The sequence below is a fragment of the Intrasporangium sp. genome, from assembly GCF_035688975.1.
GTDB lineage: Bacteria > Actinomycetota > Actinomycetes > Actinomycetales > Dermatophilaceae > CALMNV01.
Window position 1 is genome coordinate 1 of sequence record NZ_DASSMH010000083.1, and the last position, 17,351, is coordinate 17,351.

22 protein-coding genes are annotated in these 17,351 nt (G+C 73.1%); 9 read left to right on the forward strand and 13 right to left on the reverse strand.

Annotation, left to right across the window (positions count from 1 at the left end):
- Window positions 1-329, forward strand: a 329-nt coding sequence (locus tag VFJ94_RS08800; RefSeq protein ID WP_325003827.1) for a DUF1003 domain-containing protein, incomplete at its 5' end; no start/stop codon positions are given.
- Window positions 330-452: 123 nt separating this feature from the next.
- A complete protein-coding gene (locus tag VFJ94_RS08805) occupies window positions 453-1,595 on the forward strand; it encodes an Mrp/NBP35 family ATP-binding protein (RefSeq protein ID WP_325003828.1) in 1,143 nt (380 codons plus the stop codon).
- A gap of 75 nt (window positions 1,596-1,670) precedes the next feature.
- On the opposite strand, the gene VFJ94_RS08810 is transcribed toward VFJ94_RS08805, so the two are convergent.
- Entirely contained in the window at window positions 1,671-2,090 is a 420-nt protein-coding gene (locus VFJ94_RS08810; protein ID WP_325003829.1) for a hypothetical protein, read from the reverse strand.
- 296 nt (window positions 2,091-2,386) lie between these two features.
- Between VFJ94_RS08810 and VFJ94_RS08815 the strand changes: the two genes are divergently transcribed.
- The 3 genes from VFJ94_RS08815 to VFJ94_RS08825 are packed head-to-tail and all read left to right on the forward strand — an operon-like array spanning window position 2,387 to window position 4,558.
- On the forward strand, window positions 2,387-2,539 hold the full coding sequence (locus tag VFJ94_RS08815; protein WP_325003830.1) for a hypothetical protein: 153 nt from the start codon (window positions 2,387-2,389) through the stop codon (window positions 2,537-2,539).
- Between the two features lie 4 nt (window positions 2,540-2,543).
- Entirely contained in the window at window positions 2,544-3,671 is a 1,128-nt protein-coding gene (locus VFJ94_RS08820; protein WP_325003831.1) for a cupin domain-containing protein, read from the forward strand.
- On the forward strand, window positions 3,668-4,558 hold the full coding sequence (locus VFJ94_RS08825) for a sucrase ferredoxin (RefSeq protein ID WP_325003832.1): 891 nt from the start codon (window positions 3,668-3,670) through the stop codon (window positions 4,556-4,558). The genes VFJ94_RS08820 and VFJ94_RS08825 overlap by 4 nt, the downstream gene beginning before the upstream one ends.
- Before the next feature lie 129 nt (window positions 4,559-4,687).
- Here the strand turns inward: VFJ94_RS08825 and VFJ94_RS08830 are convergent, their stop codons facing one another.
- The 6 genes from VFJ94_RS08830 to gntA all read right to left on the reverse strand — a co-directional run bounded on the left by VFJ94_RS08830 (window position 4,688) and on the right by gntA (window position 9,277).
- Window positions 4,688-5,044: a twin-arginine translocase TatA/TatE family subunit gene (locus tag VFJ94_RS08830; RefSeq protein ID WP_325003833.1), complete on the reverse strand. Its 357-nt coding sequence runs from the start codon at window positions 5,042-5,044 to the stop codon at window positions 4,688-4,690.
- 93 nt (window positions 5,045-5,137) lie between these two features.
- On the reverse strand, window positions 5,138-6,553 hold the full coding sequence (locus tag VFJ94_RS08835) for a S1C family serine protease (protein ID WP_325003834.1): 1,416 nt from the start codon (window positions 6,551-6,553) through the stop codon (window positions 5,138-5,140).
- Complete coding sequence (locus VFJ94_RS08840; RefSeq protein ID WP_325003835.1) at window positions 6,550-7,209, reverse strand: hypothetical protein; 660 nt, start codon at window positions 7,207-7,209, stop codon at window positions 6,550-6,552. Before VFJ94_RS08840 ends, VFJ94_RS08835 begins: the two co-directional genes overlap by 4 nt.
- Window positions 7,206-7,847, reverse strand: coding sequence for an RNA polymerase sigma factor SigE (gene sigE / locus VFJ94_RS08845; protein WP_325003836.1), 642 nt, complete (start codon window positions 7,845-7,847; stop codon window positions 7,206-7,208). Before sigE ends, VFJ94_RS08840 begins: the two co-directional genes overlap by 4 nt.
- Window positions 7,848-7,985: 138 nt before the next feature.
- Window positions 7,986-8,585, reverse strand: coding sequence for an urea carboxylase-associated family protein (locus tag VFJ94_RS08850; protein ID WP_325003837.1), 600 nt, complete (start codon window positions 8,583-8,585; stop codon window positions 7,986-7,988).
- Window positions 8,582-9,277, reverse strand: coding sequence for a guanitoxin biosynthesis heme-dependent pre-guanitoxin N-hydroxylase GntA (gntA, locus tag VFJ94_RS08855; protein ID WP_325003838.1), 696 nt, complete (start codon window positions 9,275-9,277; stop codon window positions 8,582-8,584). Before gntA ends, VFJ94_RS08850 begins: the two co-directional genes overlap by 4 nt.
- A gap of 91 nt (window positions 9,278-9,368) precedes the next feature.
- On the opposite strand from gntA, the gene VFJ94_RS08860 reads away from it, so the two are divergent.
- Window positions 9,369-9,995: an O-methyltransferase gene (locus tag VFJ94_RS08860; RefSeq protein WP_325003839.1), complete on the forward strand. Its 627-nt coding sequence runs from the start codon at window positions 9,369-9,371 to the stop codon at window positions 9,993-9,995.
- A 77-nt stretch (window positions 9,996-10,072) separates the two neighbouring features.
- Here VFJ94_RS08860 and VFJ94_RS08865 read toward each other — a convergent pair whose 3' ends face one another.
- Complete coding sequence (locus VFJ94_RS08865) at window positions 10,073-10,246, reverse strand: DUF3117 domain-containing protein (protein ID WP_325003840.1); 174 nt, start codon at window positions 10,244-10,246, stop codon at window positions 10,073-10,075.
- A 136-nt stretch (window positions 10,247-10,382) separates the two neighbouring features.
- Here VFJ94_RS08865 and VFJ94_RS08870 point away from each other — a divergent pair, with 136 nt between their 5' ends.
- On the forward strand, window positions 10,383-11,237 hold the full coding sequence (locus VFJ94_RS08870; RefSeq protein WP_325003841.1) for an enoyl-CoA hydratase/isomerase family protein: 855 nt from the start codon (window positions 10,383-10,385) through the stop codon (window positions 11,235-11,237).
- Between the two features lie 103 nt (window positions 11,238-11,340).
- Here VFJ94_RS08870 and VFJ94_RS08875 read toward each other — a convergent pair whose 3' ends face one another.
- Genes VFJ94_RS08875 through dapE form a run of 4 tightly spaced genes read right to left on the reverse strand, consistent with a single transcriptional unit; the run spans window position 11,341 to window position 14,802 of the window.
- Window positions 11,341-12,555 carry a hypothetical protein gene (locus VFJ94_RS08875; protein WP_325003842.1) on the reverse strand — a complete coding sequence of 405 codons (1,215 nt, stop codon included), beginning with the start codon at window positions 12,553-12,555 and terminating at the stop codon, window positions 11,341-11,343.
- Complete coding sequence (locus VFJ94_RS08880) at window positions 12,552-12,890, reverse strand: cell division protein DivIVA (RefSeq protein ID WP_325003843.1); 339 nt, start codon at window positions 12,888-12,890, stop codon at window positions 12,552-12,554. Before VFJ94_RS08880 ends, VFJ94_RS08875 begins: the two co-directional genes overlap by 4 nt.
- Window positions 12,887-13,636, reverse strand: coding sequence for a TIGR00730 family Rossman fold protein (locus VFJ94_RS08885; protein ID WP_325003844.1), 750 nt, complete (start codon window positions 13,634-13,636; stop codon window positions 12,887-12,889). The genes VFJ94_RS08880 and VFJ94_RS08885 overlap by 4 nt, the downstream gene beginning before the upstream one ends.
- 53 nt (window positions 13,637-13,689) lie before the next feature.
- Entirely contained in the window at window positions 13,690-14,802 is a 1,113-nt protein-coding gene (dapE, locus tag VFJ94_RS08890) for a succinyl-diaminopimelate desuccinylase (RefSeq protein WP_325003845.1), read from the reverse strand.
- Between the two features lie 71 nt (window positions 14,803-14,873).
- Here dapE and dapD point away from each other — a divergent pair, with 71 nt between their 5' ends.
- Both dapD and VFJ94_RS08900 read left to right on the forward strand, forming a co-directional pair.
- Window positions 14,874-15,812 carry a 2,3,4,5-tetrahydropyridine-2,6-dicarboxylate N-succinyltransferase gene (dapD, locus tag VFJ94_RS08895; RefSeq protein WP_325003846.1) on the forward strand — a complete coding sequence of 313 codons (939 nt, stop codon included), beginning with the start codon at window positions 14,874-14,876 and terminating at the stop codon, window positions 15,810-15,812.
- Window positions 15,813-15,825: 13 nt separating this feature from the next.
- The gene (locus VFJ94_RS08900; protein WP_325003847.1) at window positions 15,826-16,746 is read left to right on the forward strand and encodes a hypothetical protein; all 921 of its coding nucleotides are present in this window, start codon (window positions 15,826-15,828) and stop codon (window positions 16,744-16,746) included.
- A 20-nt stretch (window positions 16,747-16,766) separates the two neighbouring features.
- On the opposite strand, the gene VFJ94_RS08905 is transcribed toward VFJ94_RS08900, so the two are convergent.
- Window positions 16,767-17,351: citrate/2-methylcitrate synthase (locus tag VFJ94_RS08905; protein ID WP_325003848.1), on the reverse strand; the 585-nt coding region annotated here is incomplete at its 5' end.

Sequence of the window (17,351 nt, forward strand, 5' to 3'; positions counted from 1 at the left end):
GGCTCGTCTTCGACGCGTTCCCCTTCATCTTCCTCACGCTCATGCTGAGCCTGCAGGCGTCGTATGCCGCCCCGCTCATCCTGCTCGCGCAGAACCGGCAGGCCGACCGCGACCGCGTCGCCCTCGAGCAGGACCGCGCCCGCGACGAGCGCAACCTCGCCGACACCGAGTTCCTCACCCGCGAGGTCGCCTCGCTGCGTCTGGCCCGGCGCGAGCAGGCGACCCGCGACTTCGTGCGCAGCGAGCTGCGCAGCCTCCTCGAGGAGCTCGAGGACCGCTCGATCGTCCGCGGCGCCGACGACCGCCCGTCCGCGCACCACCCCGAGTAGCGGAGCACACCGAGCAGGTCGCCGCACGGACGTCCGGACCCCGGGGCCGCCACCTTCTCGGTGTGTCGCGGTAGACAGCGGGCGTGGTCGGGAGGCCGCGCACGGCGGCATACGATGGAACACATGTCTGTCCCCGCTCTGCCCAGTCGTGACGTCATGCTCACGGCGCTGTCGAAGGTCAACGACCCCGAGATCCGCCAGCCCATCACCGAGCTCGGCATGGTCCAGTCGGTCGAGATCGACGACGCCGGCCGCGTATCGGTCACCATCTTGCTGACCGTCTCCGGCTGCCCGATGAAGGAGACGCTGACCCGGGACTCGACGGCTGCACTGGCCGCCGTCCCCGGCGTGACCGGAGTCTCCGTGACGCTCGGCGTCATGAGCGACGAGCAGCGCGCCGGCCTGCGCCAGCAGCTGCGAGGAGGGGCGCCCGAGAGGGAGATCCCCTTCGCCAAGGCGAGCTCGCTGACCCGCGTGTATGCCGTCGCGTCCGGCAAGGGCGGCGTCGGCAAGTCCTCCGTCACGGTCAACCTGGCGGCGGCGCTCGCCGAGCAGGGGCTGCGGGTCGGGGTCGTCGACGCCGACGTCTACGGCTTCTCGGTGCCGCGGATGCTCGGGGTCGGGCAGCGGCCGACGCAGGTCGACGACATGATCTTGCCGCCGGTCGCCCACGACGTGAAGGTCATCTCGATCGGGATGTTCGTGCCCGGCAACCAGCCGGTCGTGTGGCGCGGCCCGATGCTGCACCGGGCCCTGCAGCAGTTCCTCGGCGACGTCTTCTGGGGCGACCTCGACGTGCTGCTCCTCGACCTGCCGCCGGGGACGGGCGACATCGCCATCTCGGTCGCCCAGCTCATCCCCGGCGCCGAGATCCTCGTCGTGACCACGCCGCAGCAGGCGGCGGCCGAGGTCGCCGAGCGCGCGGGCGCCATCGCGCTGCAGACGCACCAGCGCGTGGCGGGCGTGATCGAGAACATGTCATGGCTCGAGCTGCCCGACGGCACGCGTCAGGAGATCTTCGGCTCGGGTGGTGGTCAGGCCGTGGCGGAGTCGCTGACCCGCAGCATCGGTGCGCCCGTCCCGCTGCTCGGTCAGGTCCCGCTCGACACGAGGCTGCGCGAGGGCGGCGACAGCGGCACGCCCGTCGTGATCGGCGAGCCGGACTCGGCCGCCGCGGTGGTCCTGCGAGCCATCGCCCGCGGCCTCGGCCAGCGCGCCCGCGGGCTCGCGGGCCGCTCGCTGGGGCTCACGCCGGCCGGTCGCTGACGGCTCGGCCGCGGAGCCGGTCGCTGACGGCTCGGCCGCGGCGGCCGCCGCATGGGGCCCGGCCGGGTGGGCGCTTCAGCGCTCCTCGGCGCTGCGCCTGCGGCTGATGAGCGCCCGCAGCGCCTCGAGCTGGGCGTCATCGAGGTCGGGTAGCCCGCGTCGACGGCCGTCCGCCAGCACGAGCTCGGGCGGCCAGCGCTTCAACCCCCCTCCGGGGGTGCGCACCACGTCTCGGACGTCCGACCAGGCGATCCAACGCCACCCGCTCCACCGAATGCCGTCCTCGGTGATGGCCACCTCCGGGGTGAGGGTGGCGAAGACGGCTAGCGCCGCCCAGGCGGCAGCGAAGACGAGAGCCCATGGCCAGTCATGGCCGCGGAGCAGCTGGAGGAGGCCGATGCCGAGCCATACGAGGGACGCGAGCACAGGCGTCCACCGTGCGAAGAAGCCGCGCGGATAGCGGCCGATCACCGACCCGTTCCCTGGTGGCGCCATGCGCCCAGTATGGACGGGCCATGTGCCGTCGCCGCGGGCCGACACCGGCAAGCGTCGGCTGCGTGGAAGTTTGGTCCCCTCCCCGGGGGTGGAATCTTCCACACAGGCCGGGCAGGGGCGGCGCTCCCTACGTCACTGCTCCCGCTGGGGCAGCAGTGACGTGGCGCCTCGGGGCACCCACCGGTGGACGGACCGCCCGGATGGCGAAGCCACGACGCCCCGCCTGTGGCAGCCCCGATCCATGTCTGCCAGACTCGTCGGCACCGCCCTGAGCACCCGCGACCGAGAGGACCATCATGACCACCACGCCGAACGAGCCGATCAGCGACGAGGACATCGAGACCGTGGGCACGTCGTCGCTGGGCACCACCGCCACCGACGCCGACGGCACCGACACGCAAGACGCCGACGGCACCGACACGCAGGACGCCGACGGCACCGACGCCTGAGTCGTTGCGTGCCCTCGAGCTGCTAAGTGGCGACGCCCAGACCTTCCTCGACTCGGTCTGGGCGTCGCGCGTCCACATCCACCGCGCCGACCCGCAGAGCCTCGTCGGCCTGCTCTCGCTCGACGACGTGGACCACCTCCTCACGAGCGTCGCCCTACGCACACCGGCGCTCCGGGTGGTGCAGGACGGGGTCGTGCTCGCGGCCAGCCGGTTCACGCGATCAGGCTCCATCGGCGGCTCGCCACTGACGGGACTCGTGGACCCCCGCAGGGTGATGGAGCTCTTCGACGGGGGGGCCACGCTCGTGCTCCAGGGGCTGCACCGCTACTGGCCGCCTCTGACGGACCTCGTGCGCTCGCTGGAGCTGGAGCTCGGGCATCCCTGCCAGGCCAACGCCTACCTGACACCGCCTCAGTCGCAGGGCTTCGCTCGCCATGCCGACTCCCATGACGTCTTCGTCTTCCAGACGCACGGCCGCAAGAGCTGGACCGTCGGGCAGGGCGACCAGGATCAGGACCTCGACCTCGTCCCGGGGCTGTGTGCCTACCTGCCCACCGGCACCCCGCACTCGGCGCGCAGCGAGACGGAGCCGTCCCTGCACGTCACGGTCGGGATCAACCGGCTCACGTGGCGGCAGCTGCTGCGGCGCATCAGCGACGAAGTGCTCGCCGGCGACCGCTACGACCGACCCGTGCCCGCCGGCTATCTCACCGACCCCGGCCGACTGGCCGCGCCCCTCGCGGGCGAGCTGGCGGCCTTCGCCGCGGCCCTGGGGCGGCTGGATGCCGAGGTCGTCGCGCGCGACGGCGTGGCGGCGTTCCTCTCCGACCGCACGCCGGCGCTGCGGGGTGGGCTCACCGACCGGGTGGCCCTGTCGTGCCTGCAGGACTCGACCGGCCTGGCGAGGCGGCCGGGCGTGGCATGCGTGCTGCTGATCGATGACGAGCGCCTCCGCGTCCTCCTCGGGGACCGGGAGCTGCGTATGCCGCCGAGGCTGTCGGAGGCCATGACCTTCGTCCGGGACCACCAGAGGTTTCGGGTCGGGGACCTGTCGGCCTGGCTCGACGGGGCGAGCCGCCTCGTCCTCGCGCGTCGACTGGTCCGGGAGGGCCTGTTGCGGATCGAGCCGTGACGACGGACTTCCGCTGCTCCTCGGCAAGCCGCGATGTGACCGAGTCCATCGAGGGCACCGCGTCCACCGTCCGGTCCTTCGTGCTCGTCGAGAACTCCGGGCCGTGGGGAGTCGAGGCACTGCGAGACGCGCGCGTCGACGACGAGGTCAAGCGGCGGCTGCGCAGCCTGGAGGCGGGACACGGCATACGGCCGCTCCTCATCCGTCGGCACGGTGGTGGCCCGACCCGGGGCGCGCGGATCTTCGCCGCGCACGTCCACCGCGACCGCCCCTGGATGGAGACGGCGCAGCTCGGCGACCTGCGCGAGCTGCTCGACCTCGACCTGCCCGCGTTGGCAGCGGGCCGCTCCGTCGGGCTCGCGCCCCACGCCGACCCCGTCTTCCTCGTCTGCACGCATGGCCGCCACGACCGGTGCTGCGCGGTCCGCGGCCGCCCGCTGGCCGCCGCCCTGGCCGAGGCTGCGCCGGGCCAGGCCTGGGAGGTGTCGCACATCGGCGGCGACCGCTTCGCGCCCAACCTGCTCGTGCTGCCGCACGGGCTCTACTACGGGCGGCTGGCGACTCCCGACGTGCCGGCGCTCGTCGCCGCCCACGTCGCCGGTCGGCTCGACATCGAGCACCTGAGGGGCCGCTCGGCCTACCCCTTCCCGGTCCAGGCTGCCGAGATCTACCTGCGACGCCACCTCGGCCTGGTCGCGATCCAGCCGCTCCCGCTGCAGGAGCACGGCCGACACAGCACCGAGAGCCGCGCGGTGTTCCTCGTCGACGGTCAGCGCTGGGCGGTGCGGGTCCGCAGCGAGCTCGGACAGGCGCGCCGGCTGACCTGCTCGGCACCGCGGCCGTCACGCCCGCTGGCGCACCTGCTGCTGTCGATCGAGCGGGCCTGAGAGCTGCTGGCGCCTCGGTCGGTTGGCTTGGGGCGGGTCACGGCAGGTGCCGGTCGCCGGCTCCGGCGGCCGTCACGACTCGACAGCAGGGCCCGCGCGGCTGCGCATCAGGCGTTTCGCCGGAACAGGTCAGGTGGCGTCGGGGTCCCAGGGGGTCGGCCGGGTCGGATCGTGGGTGACCGGCGCACTCGACGGTTTGTCGGACAGGTCGGCGGGCGACTCCGCCTCCTCGTCGGGAGTGCTCAGCGCGTCCCGCACGATCCTTCGGGGGTCGTACTGCCGCGGGTCGTAGGCGCGCCAGTCGATGTCGGAGAACTCGGGTCCCATCTCCTCCTTGAGCTGGGCGCGGGCCCGGTCGGCAAGGGTCCGGGCCTGCCGCACGAGCCGGCCCAGCTTGGCGGCATACTCCGGCAGCCGCTCCGGCCCGAGGACGAGGATCGCGAGCACGGCGAGCAGGATGAACTCCCACCCGTTGATATCGAACACGCCATCCTCTTTCCGCACGTCGCCCCGGGACGTCGCCGGCCCCGGTGGTGCCTCGCCATCCTAGGGACAGCGGGCCCGCACCGGCGGCAGGGCTCAGCCCTTGGGGTCGGCCTCGAGCGTCATCTTCAGCTGGACGTCCTGGCCCCCTCGCTGCACGGTGAGCGTCACGGTGTCACCGACGCCGCGGGCCCGGATCGAGACGATGAGCTGGTCCGGAGTGCGCACGCGCTTGCCCTCGAAGCCGACGATGACGTCCCCGCCCTGCACGCCCGCCTTGTCGGCCGGTCCACCGGGGGTGACGGCATCGGGCTGGTCGGCGACCTTGGCGCCCTCTGCCGAAAACGTGCGGTCGAGCAGCACGCCGATGACGGGGTGGGTGGCCTTGCCCGTGGCTATGAGCTGGTCCGCGGTGCGACGGGCCTCGTTGCTGGGGATCGCGAAGCCGAGGCCGATGTTGCCTCCGGTGGAGCCGGACGTGCCGGGGACCCGGGCGATGGCCGAGTTGATGCCGATGACCTTGCCGTCCATGTCGAGCAGCGGCCCGCCCGAGTTGCCGGGGTTGATCGCGGCGTCCGTCTGGATCGCGTTGATGTAGCTGGCCTCGTCTCCGGCGCCCGGCGTCACCGGGCGGTTGAGCGCGCTGACGATGCCGGTGGTCACCGTCTGCTCGAGGCCGAGCGGCGCGCCGACCGCGATGACCTGGTCACCGACCACGACGCTGTCCGAGGGACCGAGCCGAAGCGGCGTCAGGTCCGTCCGCGCGAGCCTGACGACCGCGAGGTCGTAGCTGACGTCCCGGCCGACGATGCGAGCCTGCTCCGTGTCGCCGTTGCTCAGCACGACCTCGATGGTGCCGCCGGCCGCAGCGGCCTCGACGACGTGGTTGTTGGTGAGGACGTGGCCCTTGCCGTCGATGACGAAGCCCGAGCCGGTGCCCGCTCCGTCGGCCCCGCGGACCTTGATCGTGACGACGCTCGGCAGGGCCTTGGCCGCGATGTTCGCCACGCTTCCGACGGGTCGTGCGGTCGCGCCCGGGCCGGGCGGGGGCAGCGTCCCGCCGCCGGCGTGCAGACGATTGTCGAGATAGAGACCCGTCACTCCCCCGACGATGCCGGAGAGCAGGCACAGCGCGGCGACCAGCGTCCACATCCGCCCACGTCGGCGTGGGGACGCCGGGGGTGGCGGTGGGGCTGGCGGCGGCGGTGGGGGCGCCTGCTCGGCGGCGCTCAGGGCACGATCGGAGCCCCACGGCGCGTCGGCACGCGAGGGCACGCCGGGCCCCTCGGCGGGGTGCTCGGGCACCGGGCCGTCGAACCAGGCCGGTCCGGCTGGGGGAGGCGCGTCGACGGAGAGCGGTTCCGTCGGCAGGGCCTGGGTCGAGGTGAGGTCGATGATGCCCGTGGCCTCTGGTGCGTCATCGGGCTCGCGAGCGGAGGCCGGCGCGCCGCCGGGCGGGACGGGCCTCGTGGGCGGCCCCGACGGTGGCGGCCACGTCGGGTCGTCGGTCATGGTCCCGATTGTGCCGAAGAGGCCAGGGCGATTCGCACCGACTCCTCCTCGACGGCTCGGACCGCGGCGTCGAGGCGGGGCAACCATGGTGCCGAAGAGGTGACCCGGGCACGGCCCATGGGACCGCCCGCGGTCACCGCCCCGAACCCCGCGGGCGTCGTCGGCGCGCGGAAGCTCGCCACCCCCGGCAGCAGCCCGGCCGGGACGCGAGTGGGTGCGGCCGCCTGCTGCGGCACGACGGCGAGGCTCCACGCAGCGGCGACGGAGGCCCCGGCAGCGAGCGAGGCGAGGACGGCGGCCCGCACCGGCGAACGGTGCAGGGCCGGAGCGGTCGGCGCTACCGTCGGCACGGGCTGGCGAGCCGGGGCCGGCGGGATACGGAAGCCGACGGGCGGGGCCGGGACATCGGGCCCCGGGTGATCCGCGGAGCCGACCGGCGCGGTGGGGGCGATCGTGGCCAGTCCCAGCAAGGACGAGCGCAGGCCCTGCGGCATCCCCGTGTCGCTGCGGAGCGCCGCGACGATGCGCCGCTCCTGGTCGGCGGCGGCCCGGCACGTGCCGCACCACACGAGGTGACGGTCAAAGGCGTCCAGGAGCGGGGCCGGCAGGGTCCGGTCGACGTAGGCGCGGACGTTGCCGCGCAGGTGTGGCGTCACCGCGTCCCCGTCGCGACCCGGGTCCCCGTCGCGACCCGGCGGCCGGGCAGGCGCAGGCCGGCGCGTGGCGCGCGTGCCTCGGGCGTGGACACGGTCTCCGGGGCACGGTGGGCCAGCGCCTCGCGCAGCTGGGCGCGACCCCGGTGGATGCGCGAGCGCACGGTCCCGAGCTTGATCCCGAGAGTGGCGCTGATCTCCTCGTACGAGAGCCCTTCGATGTCGCACAGCACGACGGCCGCGCGAAACTCCGGCGGGAGGGCATCGAGGGCCCGCTGCACGTCGTCGTCGAAGCGCGCGTCGTGGTAGGTCTGCTCCGGTCCCTTCTCCGAGCTCGGCAGCCGCCCCGCCGCGTCCTCGGGGAGGGCGTCGAAGCGGATGCGCTGCTTGCGCCGCATCTTGTCGAGGAAGACGTTGGTGGTGATGCGGTGCAGCCAGCCCTCGAACGTCCCGGGCTGGTAGGAGTTGAGCGAGCGAAAGACGCGGACGAAGACATCGTGCGTGAGGTCCTCGGCGTCATGCGGGTTGTCGGTCAGTCGGTAGGCGAGGCGGTAGACCCGGGCCGAGTGCTGCTCGACGATCTCCTCCCAGGTCGGAGGAGTCCAGGGCGAGTCGTCCTGGGGGGTCACGGTGGTGGTCACGCGCGCGTTCGCCTTTCCAAATGCTGGTGCCCGGCACAACGCCCGCCGGACCGGTTTCGTTCCCCCCATCCTGCCCCACTCGCCGGCGCGTCCCATCCGGCGGCGGCTTTGGATCTGCTGTGAGGTCTTGGCGCCGCCCTAGCCGGCTGCGGAGTCGGGGCCGACCTCGTAGTCGATGGGCTTGCACACGCCGCCGTTGGACTTCTCCGCCGAGCACGCGGTCAACCCGACGTGCAGATCCATGTCCGCGCGCAGGACGACGCGGTCACCGGCAACGGACGTCGGGGGGTCGATGTGCAGCTCGCCCGACGGGTCGGTCCACACGTTCATGAAGATGTTGAGCGTCGTGGAGATCTGGTCCGGCTGCACCCCGAAGGGCGCGAGCCCCCGGCACAGGTTGTCGAAACAGCTGGGGTGCGGGGCCCCGTCGAGCTCAGGGTAGAGCAGGTCGAAGGTCTGCTGGCTGCACGGCGTGAGGAGGAAGTCGTGCCGCCCGCACGTGTCCTCCACGATGGTCGCCATGGGACGACTGCGGTTGCTGTAGAGCACGTCGCCGGTCGTGAAGAAGACCTTGTTGCCGTAGTCGATCGTCCGCCCGGAGGAGAGCCACTCCCCGTGGTCCTCGGCGGAGAAGGCGAAGAAGTCACTGACCTGCCCACCCGTCGGGTCGACCACCGTCAGGGTCTGCCTGGCCGGGAGGAGGAAGCCGGTGCCCGTCTGCGGTTCGAGTCGTCTCATGCCCGCACTTTCTTCTGCTCGAACGGTGGCTGCCAGTCCGGGCCGACGGCGCGGCCGGAGTACTGCCGGGCCTCGGACGCCGTGCCGTGGTCGGCCACCATGGGGTTGATCGTGCCCTGCAGGCGTTGGTCCCGCTCCCGGATCCGGTCCCGCATGCGCGGGTAGCCGCCGGACGCGCGCAGGGCGGTGAACTGGTCGTGGAAGTTGAAGACAAGGGTGGGGGCGGCGGCCCGGCGGGCATCGCGGGAGGCCGCCGGGTGGAGCCCGACCACGAAGTATGCCGTGCCACCCAGGCTCAGGGCGAAGTGCTTGTCGCGGGGGTCAGCCGACACGTCGGGGCTCCACGGTGCCCCGTCCTCGGCGTGCAGCGAACGCAGCTGCGCCCAGAGCAGCTCCTCGAAGTGCTGCTCGCCGACGACCCGCGGTCCCCGGAAGATGGCCACGAACGAGGCGAACCCCTCGGGCAGGTCGACGTCGGCGGCGAAGCCCCGCAGGTCCTCGAGGAGCCGGGGCGCCGTCCCGGCGCCCGCCAGCTCGTCGTAGACACGGACCGTGGCGCGGTCACGGCGGTAGACCGAGCGCGCGCCGAGGCAGGGGTAGTCAGGGTGGCCCACCATGGCCGACATCGACTCGACGAGGGCCCGGTCCGGCGCGGAGGCGGGGTCGGGCACGTCGGGGGCCAGGTCAGGCACGGCAGCTCTCTTCCACGGGGGCCGGGCATGAGGACATACCCCCGGCGACGAGCGCTCAATCGACCCCCGGCGCCCACAGTAGGGTGGCGGCATGAGTTCTCAGAAGGTGGCCGCCTGGGCCTACGCGGAGGAGTTCGTGACGCCCGGGGAGCACGTCGAGCAGGCTCGCCGCCGCAGCGAGGCCCTCGGCCTGGTCCCGCTCGGCAACGGCGCCGGGGCCGCACTGCAGGTGCTTGCCGCGGCGACGAGCGCGAAGGCGGTCATGGAGGTCGGGACCGGGGCGGGCGTGTCGGGGCTGTGGCTGCTCGGCGGCATGGCCGGCGACGGCGTCCTGACGACGATCGACCCGGAGACCGAGCACCAGCGCGCCGCGCGCGAGGCCTTCGCGGCGGCGGGGGTGGCTCACCAGCGCACCCGGGTCATCGCGGGGCGGGCCCTCGAGGTGCTGCCGCGGATGACGGACGGGGCCTACGACATGGTCGTCGTCGTCGACGGCGACAAGCAGGAGTACCCGGCCTACCTCGAGCAGGCCACGCGGCTGCTGCGGCGCGGCGGCACCCTGGTCATGCAGTGGTCGGACAAGGTGGCCGACCCCGCGGCCCGCGACGCCGAGACGAAGACCCTGCGCGACGTCGGCCGGGCCGTCCGCGACCACGAGCACTTCACGGTCGCCCTGCTGCCCATGAGCACCGGCCTGCTCATCGCGGCCAAGCGCTGAGGCGGCCCGCACTTCGCCGCGCAGCCGAAACGGCCCCCGACCTGGCACAGGTCGGGGGCCGTCTCGGCGCCGGCGGGTCACTCGACCCCGGCGCATCCCTGGATCGCGTCCCGCAGGGCGGCAGCCTCACTGGGCGTCATCTCCACGACGAGCCTGCCGCCGCCCTCGAGCGGCATGCGCAGCACGATGCCACGGCCCTCCTTGACGACCTCCAGCGGTCCGTCGCCGGTCCTCGGCTTCATTGCTGCCATGGTTCCCCTTCCACAGGAAATCGAGTCTTTCGTGTCCATTATTCCGTGTCTCAGGGGCGAGACCTAATTGCCGGGGCGTCGAGGCCCGCGAGGCCCCCTGCTTTCCACGTGTGGCGCGATGGGAGAAGGTGGCGACATGACGGAGTCCTCCCCCTACCCAGCCGCCGCCCGCGCCGGCACGCCCGCCAGGGCGGAAGACACTGGGCCGCTGCCGCTCGTCGTCCAAGTGGACGACGGTGTGGCGTGGGTGCGTCTCAACCGCCCCGACGCCATGAACGCGCTCGACGACCGGCTCAAGGGTCTGCTGCGGGACGCGCTCGAGCACCTCGCGGCCGACGAGGCGGTCCGCTGCGTCGTGCTCACCGGCACCGGGCGCGCGTTCTGCGTCGGGCAGGACCTCAAGGAGCACGTGCGCTCCCTCGACGACCCGGGCTCGAGCCTCACGACGACGGTCACGGAGCACTACAACCCGATCGTGCTGCTGCTGGCAACGATGAACAAGCCGGTCATCGCGGCCGTCAACGGGGTCGCAGCCGGCGCCGGGATGAGCTTCGCCCTGGCGTGCGACTTCCGGGTCGCGGCCGAGACGGCTGCCTTCAACACCGCCTTCGCCGGGATCGCACTCTCGTGCGACTCCGGCTCGTCGTGGACACTTCCGCGGCTCGTCGGACCGGCGCGAGCCAAGGAGCTCCTCCTGCTGCCGCGCACCCTGCCCGCGTCCGAGGCCCTGTCGCTCGGGCTGGTGACACGGGTCGTGCCGCCCGACGCGCTCGAGGCGACGGTGTCGGACCTCGCCGCCCAGCTCGCCGCGGGCCCCACGGTGGCCTACGGGTCCATCCGCCGAGCCGTCGCGTACAGCGCCGGCCACGATCTGGCGGCCGCGCTCGCCCACGAGGGAGAGCTCATGGGCGTCACCGGGGCCACGCAGGACCACCGCGCCGCGGTCGACGCCTTCCTCGCCAAGGCCAAGCCGTCCTACTCCGGCCGGTGACACCCGCCGCGGCGGGCACCCGGGTGCCGCCGACTACGTCACTGCTCCCGCTCAGGCAGCAGTGACGTGGTCGGCGGCACGACAGGTGGCGGCCGCCCTGGCCTCACGGCGGGTAGTCGCTCGGGGGCACGAAGCGCCAGAGCTCGTCGGTCCACCACCACTGGCCCACGACGAAGAGCACGAGCAGCGGCGCGGACCGTGCGAGCAGCCGCCGCCACGTGCTGCCCCGGCGATCGGCCCACCCGGCGCCGACGAGGACGGCGAGCAGCGGGAACAGCGGGACGAGGTAGCGGAAGATGCTCGTGAACGGGTCGAGGACCGCCGCGAGATATGCCGGGTAGCCGAGCGACCACGCCCGCAGGTCCGCGCCGAGCGCGCCCGCCCAGGGCCCGGCAACCATAGCGACGAGGACAAGGACGAGGACGAGGAGCCATACCGGCCCCCACGTCTCACCGAGGAGCCAGCGCGCCTTGTCCAGCCAGGGCACGAAGGGCTGCACGGAGTCGTAGGCACGCCACGCCGCCATCGTGTCGGTGTAGGCGGTTGCCGATCCGGTGCGCCACCACGCGAGCGCCGGCCACAGCAGGCCGGCGATCGCGCACGCGACGAGCAAGCCGAGCATGGCGGCATACTGCGTGCGCGGGATCGGACGGACCGCTCGGGCCCGCCAGCGCAGCACGACGACGACGAGCGTGACGAGCCCGAGCGGCACGGCGATGGGCCGCGCGAGCCCGACGAGCAGGGCGACGGCGGCCGCCACGGCCCACCGTTCCCGGGCCAGGGCGTAGAGGTAGGCCGCGAGGAGCAGCATGGCGAGCGACTCGGTGTAGGCCAGCTGGAGCGTGACCGAGGCGGGGAAGCTGGCCCACAGCACGACGACGGCGTATGCCGCCGGCGCGCCGAGGCGGTCGCGCAGCAGCAGCCCGAGAAGGACGGCCGCCCCGAATCCACACGCGAGCGCGAGCAGCGACGCGACGACGGGAAAGCTGCCTCCCGTCGCGCCCATGAGAACCCTCGCGGAGAACGGGAAGAGCGGGTAGAAGGCCCACGGGTTCTCGCCGACCTTGCCGGACTCCGTGACGGGCAGCACGGTGGGATAGCCGCCTTCGGCGATCCGCTGGTACCACTGGCCGTCCCAGAGCGCGGTGAAGGACCAGTACGTCACCGGCACGCCGTCACCACCGGTCATCCCGCTCGGCACCTGGCGCTGGGCGACGAGCCACAGGATCGCGGTCGTGACCAGGCGGCACGCGGCGTAGAGCCCGAGCACGACCGGCACGAAACGGCGGTGGCCAGGGTTGAGCACGCGAGCGGTCATTCCGGTGGGCGCTCCTCGATCGCCGGGTGCTGCTCCCCGAGCGCCTGCTGGCGCTCCTCGGCCGCCCGCCGCAGGCTCGCGATCTCCTCGTCGCGGTCGCGCAGCTCGCGGCGCAGCCGGTCGAGGACGCCGTCGACCTGGCTCATGCGGTATCCCCGGGCCGTCACGTCGAGCTCGAGCGCCGCGAGGTCGTCGTCGCGGAGCCGCTCCTCGGGCAGCGGCTGGTGGCGCAGCGTCGAGGTCGCCCCACCCATCCCACCGCCCACGAGCCCGAGGACGAGGGCCGCCACGAAGCAGACGACGACGACTCCGGCGAGCAGGATCACCCACTTCATCGCCGGGACTTCTCCTCGTGGGAGTCGATGACGCGGACCGCCTCGTGCGGGTCGTCCGTCAGCGTCAGGCGCGCGAGGTCCTCCTCGGTGATGATGCCGGCGGCGAGCGACTGCTCACGCAGCCAGTCGAGCAGCCCCTGCCAGTAGTCCGTCCCGATGAGCACCACCGGGAACTCGGTGACCTTCTGGGTCTGGGCGAGCGTGAGCGCCTCGAAGAGCTCGTCGAGCGTGCCGAACCCGCCGGGCAGGACGATGAAGCCCTGCGAGTACTTGACGAACATCGTCTTGCGCGCGAAGAAGTAGCGGAAGTTGACACCGAGGTCGACGTAGTCGTTGAAGCCGGTCTCGAAGGGCAGCTCGATGCCGAGCCCGACGGACGTGCCCTGGCCCTCGAGTGCGCCCCGGTTCGCCGCCTCCATGGCTCCCGGGCCTCCCCCGGTGATGACGGCGTAGCCGGCCTCGGCGAGCAGCCGGCCCACCTGCACCCCCGCCGCGTAGGCCGCACTGTCCCGGCTCATCCGCGCCGAACCGAAGACCGCCACGGCCGGCCCGAGCTCGGCGAGCGCCCCGAAGCCCTCGACGAACTCCGACTGGATCCGCATGACGCGCCAGGGGTCGGCATGCAGCCATTCGGTCGACTGGATCCCGTCGAGGAGCCGCTGGTCGGTCGTCGTCCTCGGCACCTGCGCCCGGCGCAGCCGGACCGGTCCGGTCTGCCGCTCGCGGGCCGGTCTCTGCTCAGTCACACCGCTCACCCTATGTCGCGAGCCCCGCCTCCCCGCGGGCGCGCCCGCTCACCTCACCGACGACCCGTCTCTCCCATGGCCCAGCGCAGCAGCGCCGCCTCGGCGTCGGCATACTGCTGCACCGGGCAGCGCTCGTCGTCCATGTGCGCGAGGTTGGGGTCGCCCGGGCCGTAGTTGACGGCCGGGATGCCCAGCGCGGAGAAGCGCGCGACGTCGGTCCAGCCCTCCTTGGGGCCCACGGGCACCCCGAGCGCCTCGACGAACTCCTGGGCGGCGGGCAGGTGCAGCCCCGGCCGGGCCCCGTCGGCCGCGTCGCGCAGCGTGCAGTCGAACCCCTCGAACAGCCGGCGGACGTGCTCTAACGCGGTGGCCGCGTCCTTGTCCGGGGCGAAACGGTAGTTGACCGTCACGGTGCACAGGTCGGGCACGACGTTGCCGGCAATCCCGCCGCTGATGCCGACGGCCTGCATGGCCTCGTGGTAGTCCAGTCCGTCGACCGCGACGACCTGGGGCTCGTATGCCGCGAGCCGGCCCAGGATGGTGCCGGCCTCGTGGATCGCGTTGTGCCCCTTCCAGGGCCGTGCCGAGTGCGCCGCCACCCCCCTGGCGGCGACGTCGACCCGCAGCGTGCCCTTGCAGCCGCCCTCCACGGCACCGCTCGTCGGCTCCAGGAGGACGGCGAAGTCGCCGGCGAGCAGCTCCGGTGCGGTGCGTCCGATCCGCTCCAGCCCGTTGAACTGCGCCTCGATCTCCTCGCACTCGTAGAAGAGGAAGGTCAGGTCGCGGGCGGGACGGGTCGCCTGCGCCGCGACCCGCAGCGCGACCGCCACGCCGCCCTTCATGTCGACGGTGCCCCGGCCCCACAGCTCGCCTCCCACGAGACGGGTCGGCAGGTTGGGCGGGTCGGCGAGCGGCACCGTGTCGAGGTGTCCGGCGAGGATGACGCGCTCGTCGCGCCCGAGGCGGGTGCGCGCGACGACGCTGTTTCCGTCGCGGAGCACCTCGAGGTGACCGAGCGGGCGCAGCGCCGCCTCGACGGCGTCGGCGAGCGCCCCCTCCTGCCGGCTCACCGACTCGATGTCGCAGATCGCGGCGGTGAGGGACGCCACGTCGCCGTGCAGGTCGAGCGCGGGCACCGTGGCGGCGGAGGGCGGGCTGGGCGGCATACGGTGCAGGCTATCTCCCGCCGCCGACACCGGGTTTCGCCGGCGTCGGCGCCGCCCCCTACCCTTGGGCCATGTCTTCGCAGCGCACCGCCTGGGGCCATGGGCTCGCCACGACGACGGCGACCGGCCAGGTCCTGGACACGTGGTTCCCGACGCCGGCCCTGGGCACGCCCGAGGCGGGCGACGAGACCGGCCCGGCGCCCGAGCTGGTCGCGCTGGAGGCGCACGACGAGCTCCGGGGTGTGCGCACGACGGTGGTCCGGGTCGTCGTCGACCTCGACGCGGCCCCGGCGGATGCGTCCGACGCCTACCTGCGGCTGCACCTGCTCTCCCACCGCCTCGTGCGCCCCAACACCATCAACCTCGACGGCATCTTCGGCGTCCTGCCCAACGTCGTGTGGACCAACCACGGCCCGTGCCCGGTCGACGGCTTCGAGGCCACCCGGCTGCGGCTGCGCGCCCGCGGCCCCGTCCAGGTCTTCGGTGTCGACAAGTTCCCCCGGATGACCGACTACGTCGTGCCGGCCGGCGTGCGCATCGCCGACGCCGACCGCGTGCGCCTCGGCGCCCACCTCTCCCCGGGCACGACGGTGATGCACGAGGGCTTCTGCAACTTCAACGCCGGCACGCTCGGCACGTCCATGGTCGAGGGGCGCATCGTCGCGGGCGTCGTCGTCGGCGACGGTTCCGACATCGGCGGCGGTGCCTCGATCATGGGCACCCTCTCCGGCGGCGGGAAGGAGCGCGTGTCCATCGGCGAGCGCTGCCTCCTCGGCGCCAATGCGGGCGTGGGCATCGCCCTCGGTGACGACTGCGTGGTCGAGGCGGGCCTCTACGTCACCGCCGCGACGAAGGTGCGGCTCCCCGACGGGTCGGTCGTCAAGGCCAAGGAGCTGTCCGGGGCGAGCAACATCCTCTTCCTGCGCAACAGCCAGACCGGTGCCGTCGAGGCCCGCGACCGCGCCGGCCGTGGCATCGAGCTCAACGCGGCACTGCACGTCAACGACTGAGGGCGCGCCCACGATGCCGACCGACCCGGGCTCGCGGCCGGTCCCGGCCGGGCGCCCCCCGCGGCGGGCGCGGCGCCCGGGACCGGCTCGACCGTCCGCGGCCAGGGAGCGGCGCCGTCGGCGCGCCCGGCGCCGGGCCGTCCTGCTCGTCTTCGCCGTCGCCGTGGGCGCGGTCGGGTGGGCCGCCACCCGCTCGGTGATCGACACCGTCCGCGGCGAGGTCTGCACCATCACGGCCGCCGGCACGAGTGAGACGTTCGACCCCGAGCAGACCGGCAACGCCGCGCTCATCGCCGCGCTGTCGATCAAGCGGCGTATGCCGCCCCGCGCCGCGACCATCGCCCTCACCACGGCGTTCCAGGAGTCGAAGATCCGCAACCTCCGCTTCGGTGACCGCGACTCCCTCGGGCTCTTCCAGCAGCGTCCGAGCCAGGGCTGGGGCACCGAGGCCCAGGTCCTCGACCCCGTCCACGCGACCAACGCCTTCTACGACGCGCTCGTGAAGTTCCGCGGCTACGAGACCGCGGACATCACCCAGATCGCGCAGCGGGTCCAGCGAAGCGCCTATCCCGACGCCTATCGCGACCACGAGGGCCAGGGCCGGGTGCTCGCCTCGACCCTGACCGGCAACTCACCGGCGGGTGTGACCTGCGGGCTCCGTGCGGCGACCAGCCACGCCGCCCCGGCCACGGTGCGGGCGGCCCTCGCCGAGCAGATGGGCATCACGGCGGCCACCCTGGGGCCTGGCACCCTCACCGTCACCGCCGCCGACACCCGGCTCGCGTGGGCGGTGGGTCACTGGGCCGTCGCGCAGGCCGGCTCGACGGGCGCGACGCAGGTGCGAGTGGGTGACCGGAGCTGGAGCCGGGACCGGGGCGCCGACGGCTGGTCGCCAGGGCGGGCCTCCCCCACCGTGACCATCACCCTGCGCTGACGAGCCCCGGGCTGGGCGGTTCAGCGGGCGTCGATCTCGACGTAGTCGCGCTCCGGCTCGCCGGTGTAGATCTGGCGGGGGCGCCCGATCTTGGTATCGTCGTCCGTCATCATCTCGCGCCACTGGGCGATCCAGCCCGGCAGGCGGCCGAGGGCGAAGAGCACCGTGAACATCTTGGACTGGAACCCCATGGCCTTGTAGATCAGACCGGTGTAGAAGTCGACGTTGGGATAGAGCCGGCGCTCGACGAAGTAGTCGTCCGCGAGGGCGATCTCCTCGAGCTGCTTGGCGATCTCGAGGAGCGGGTCGTTGACGCCGAGCTTGGCGAGGACGTCGTCGGCCGCCTGCTTGACGATGGCCGCGCGCGGGTCGTAGTTCTTGTAGACGCGGTGCCCGAAGCCCATGAGGCGGGTGTGCGCCTCCTTGTTCTTCACCCGGTTCATGAAGGTCTTGGGGTCCTCGCCCGACTCGCGCAGCGTGCCGAGCATCTCGAGCACCGCCTGGTTGGCGCCGCCGTGGAGCGGACCCGAGAGCGCGTGGATGCCCGCCGAGATGGAGTTGAACATGTTCGCGTGCGCCGAGCCGACGAGGCGGACGGTGGAGGT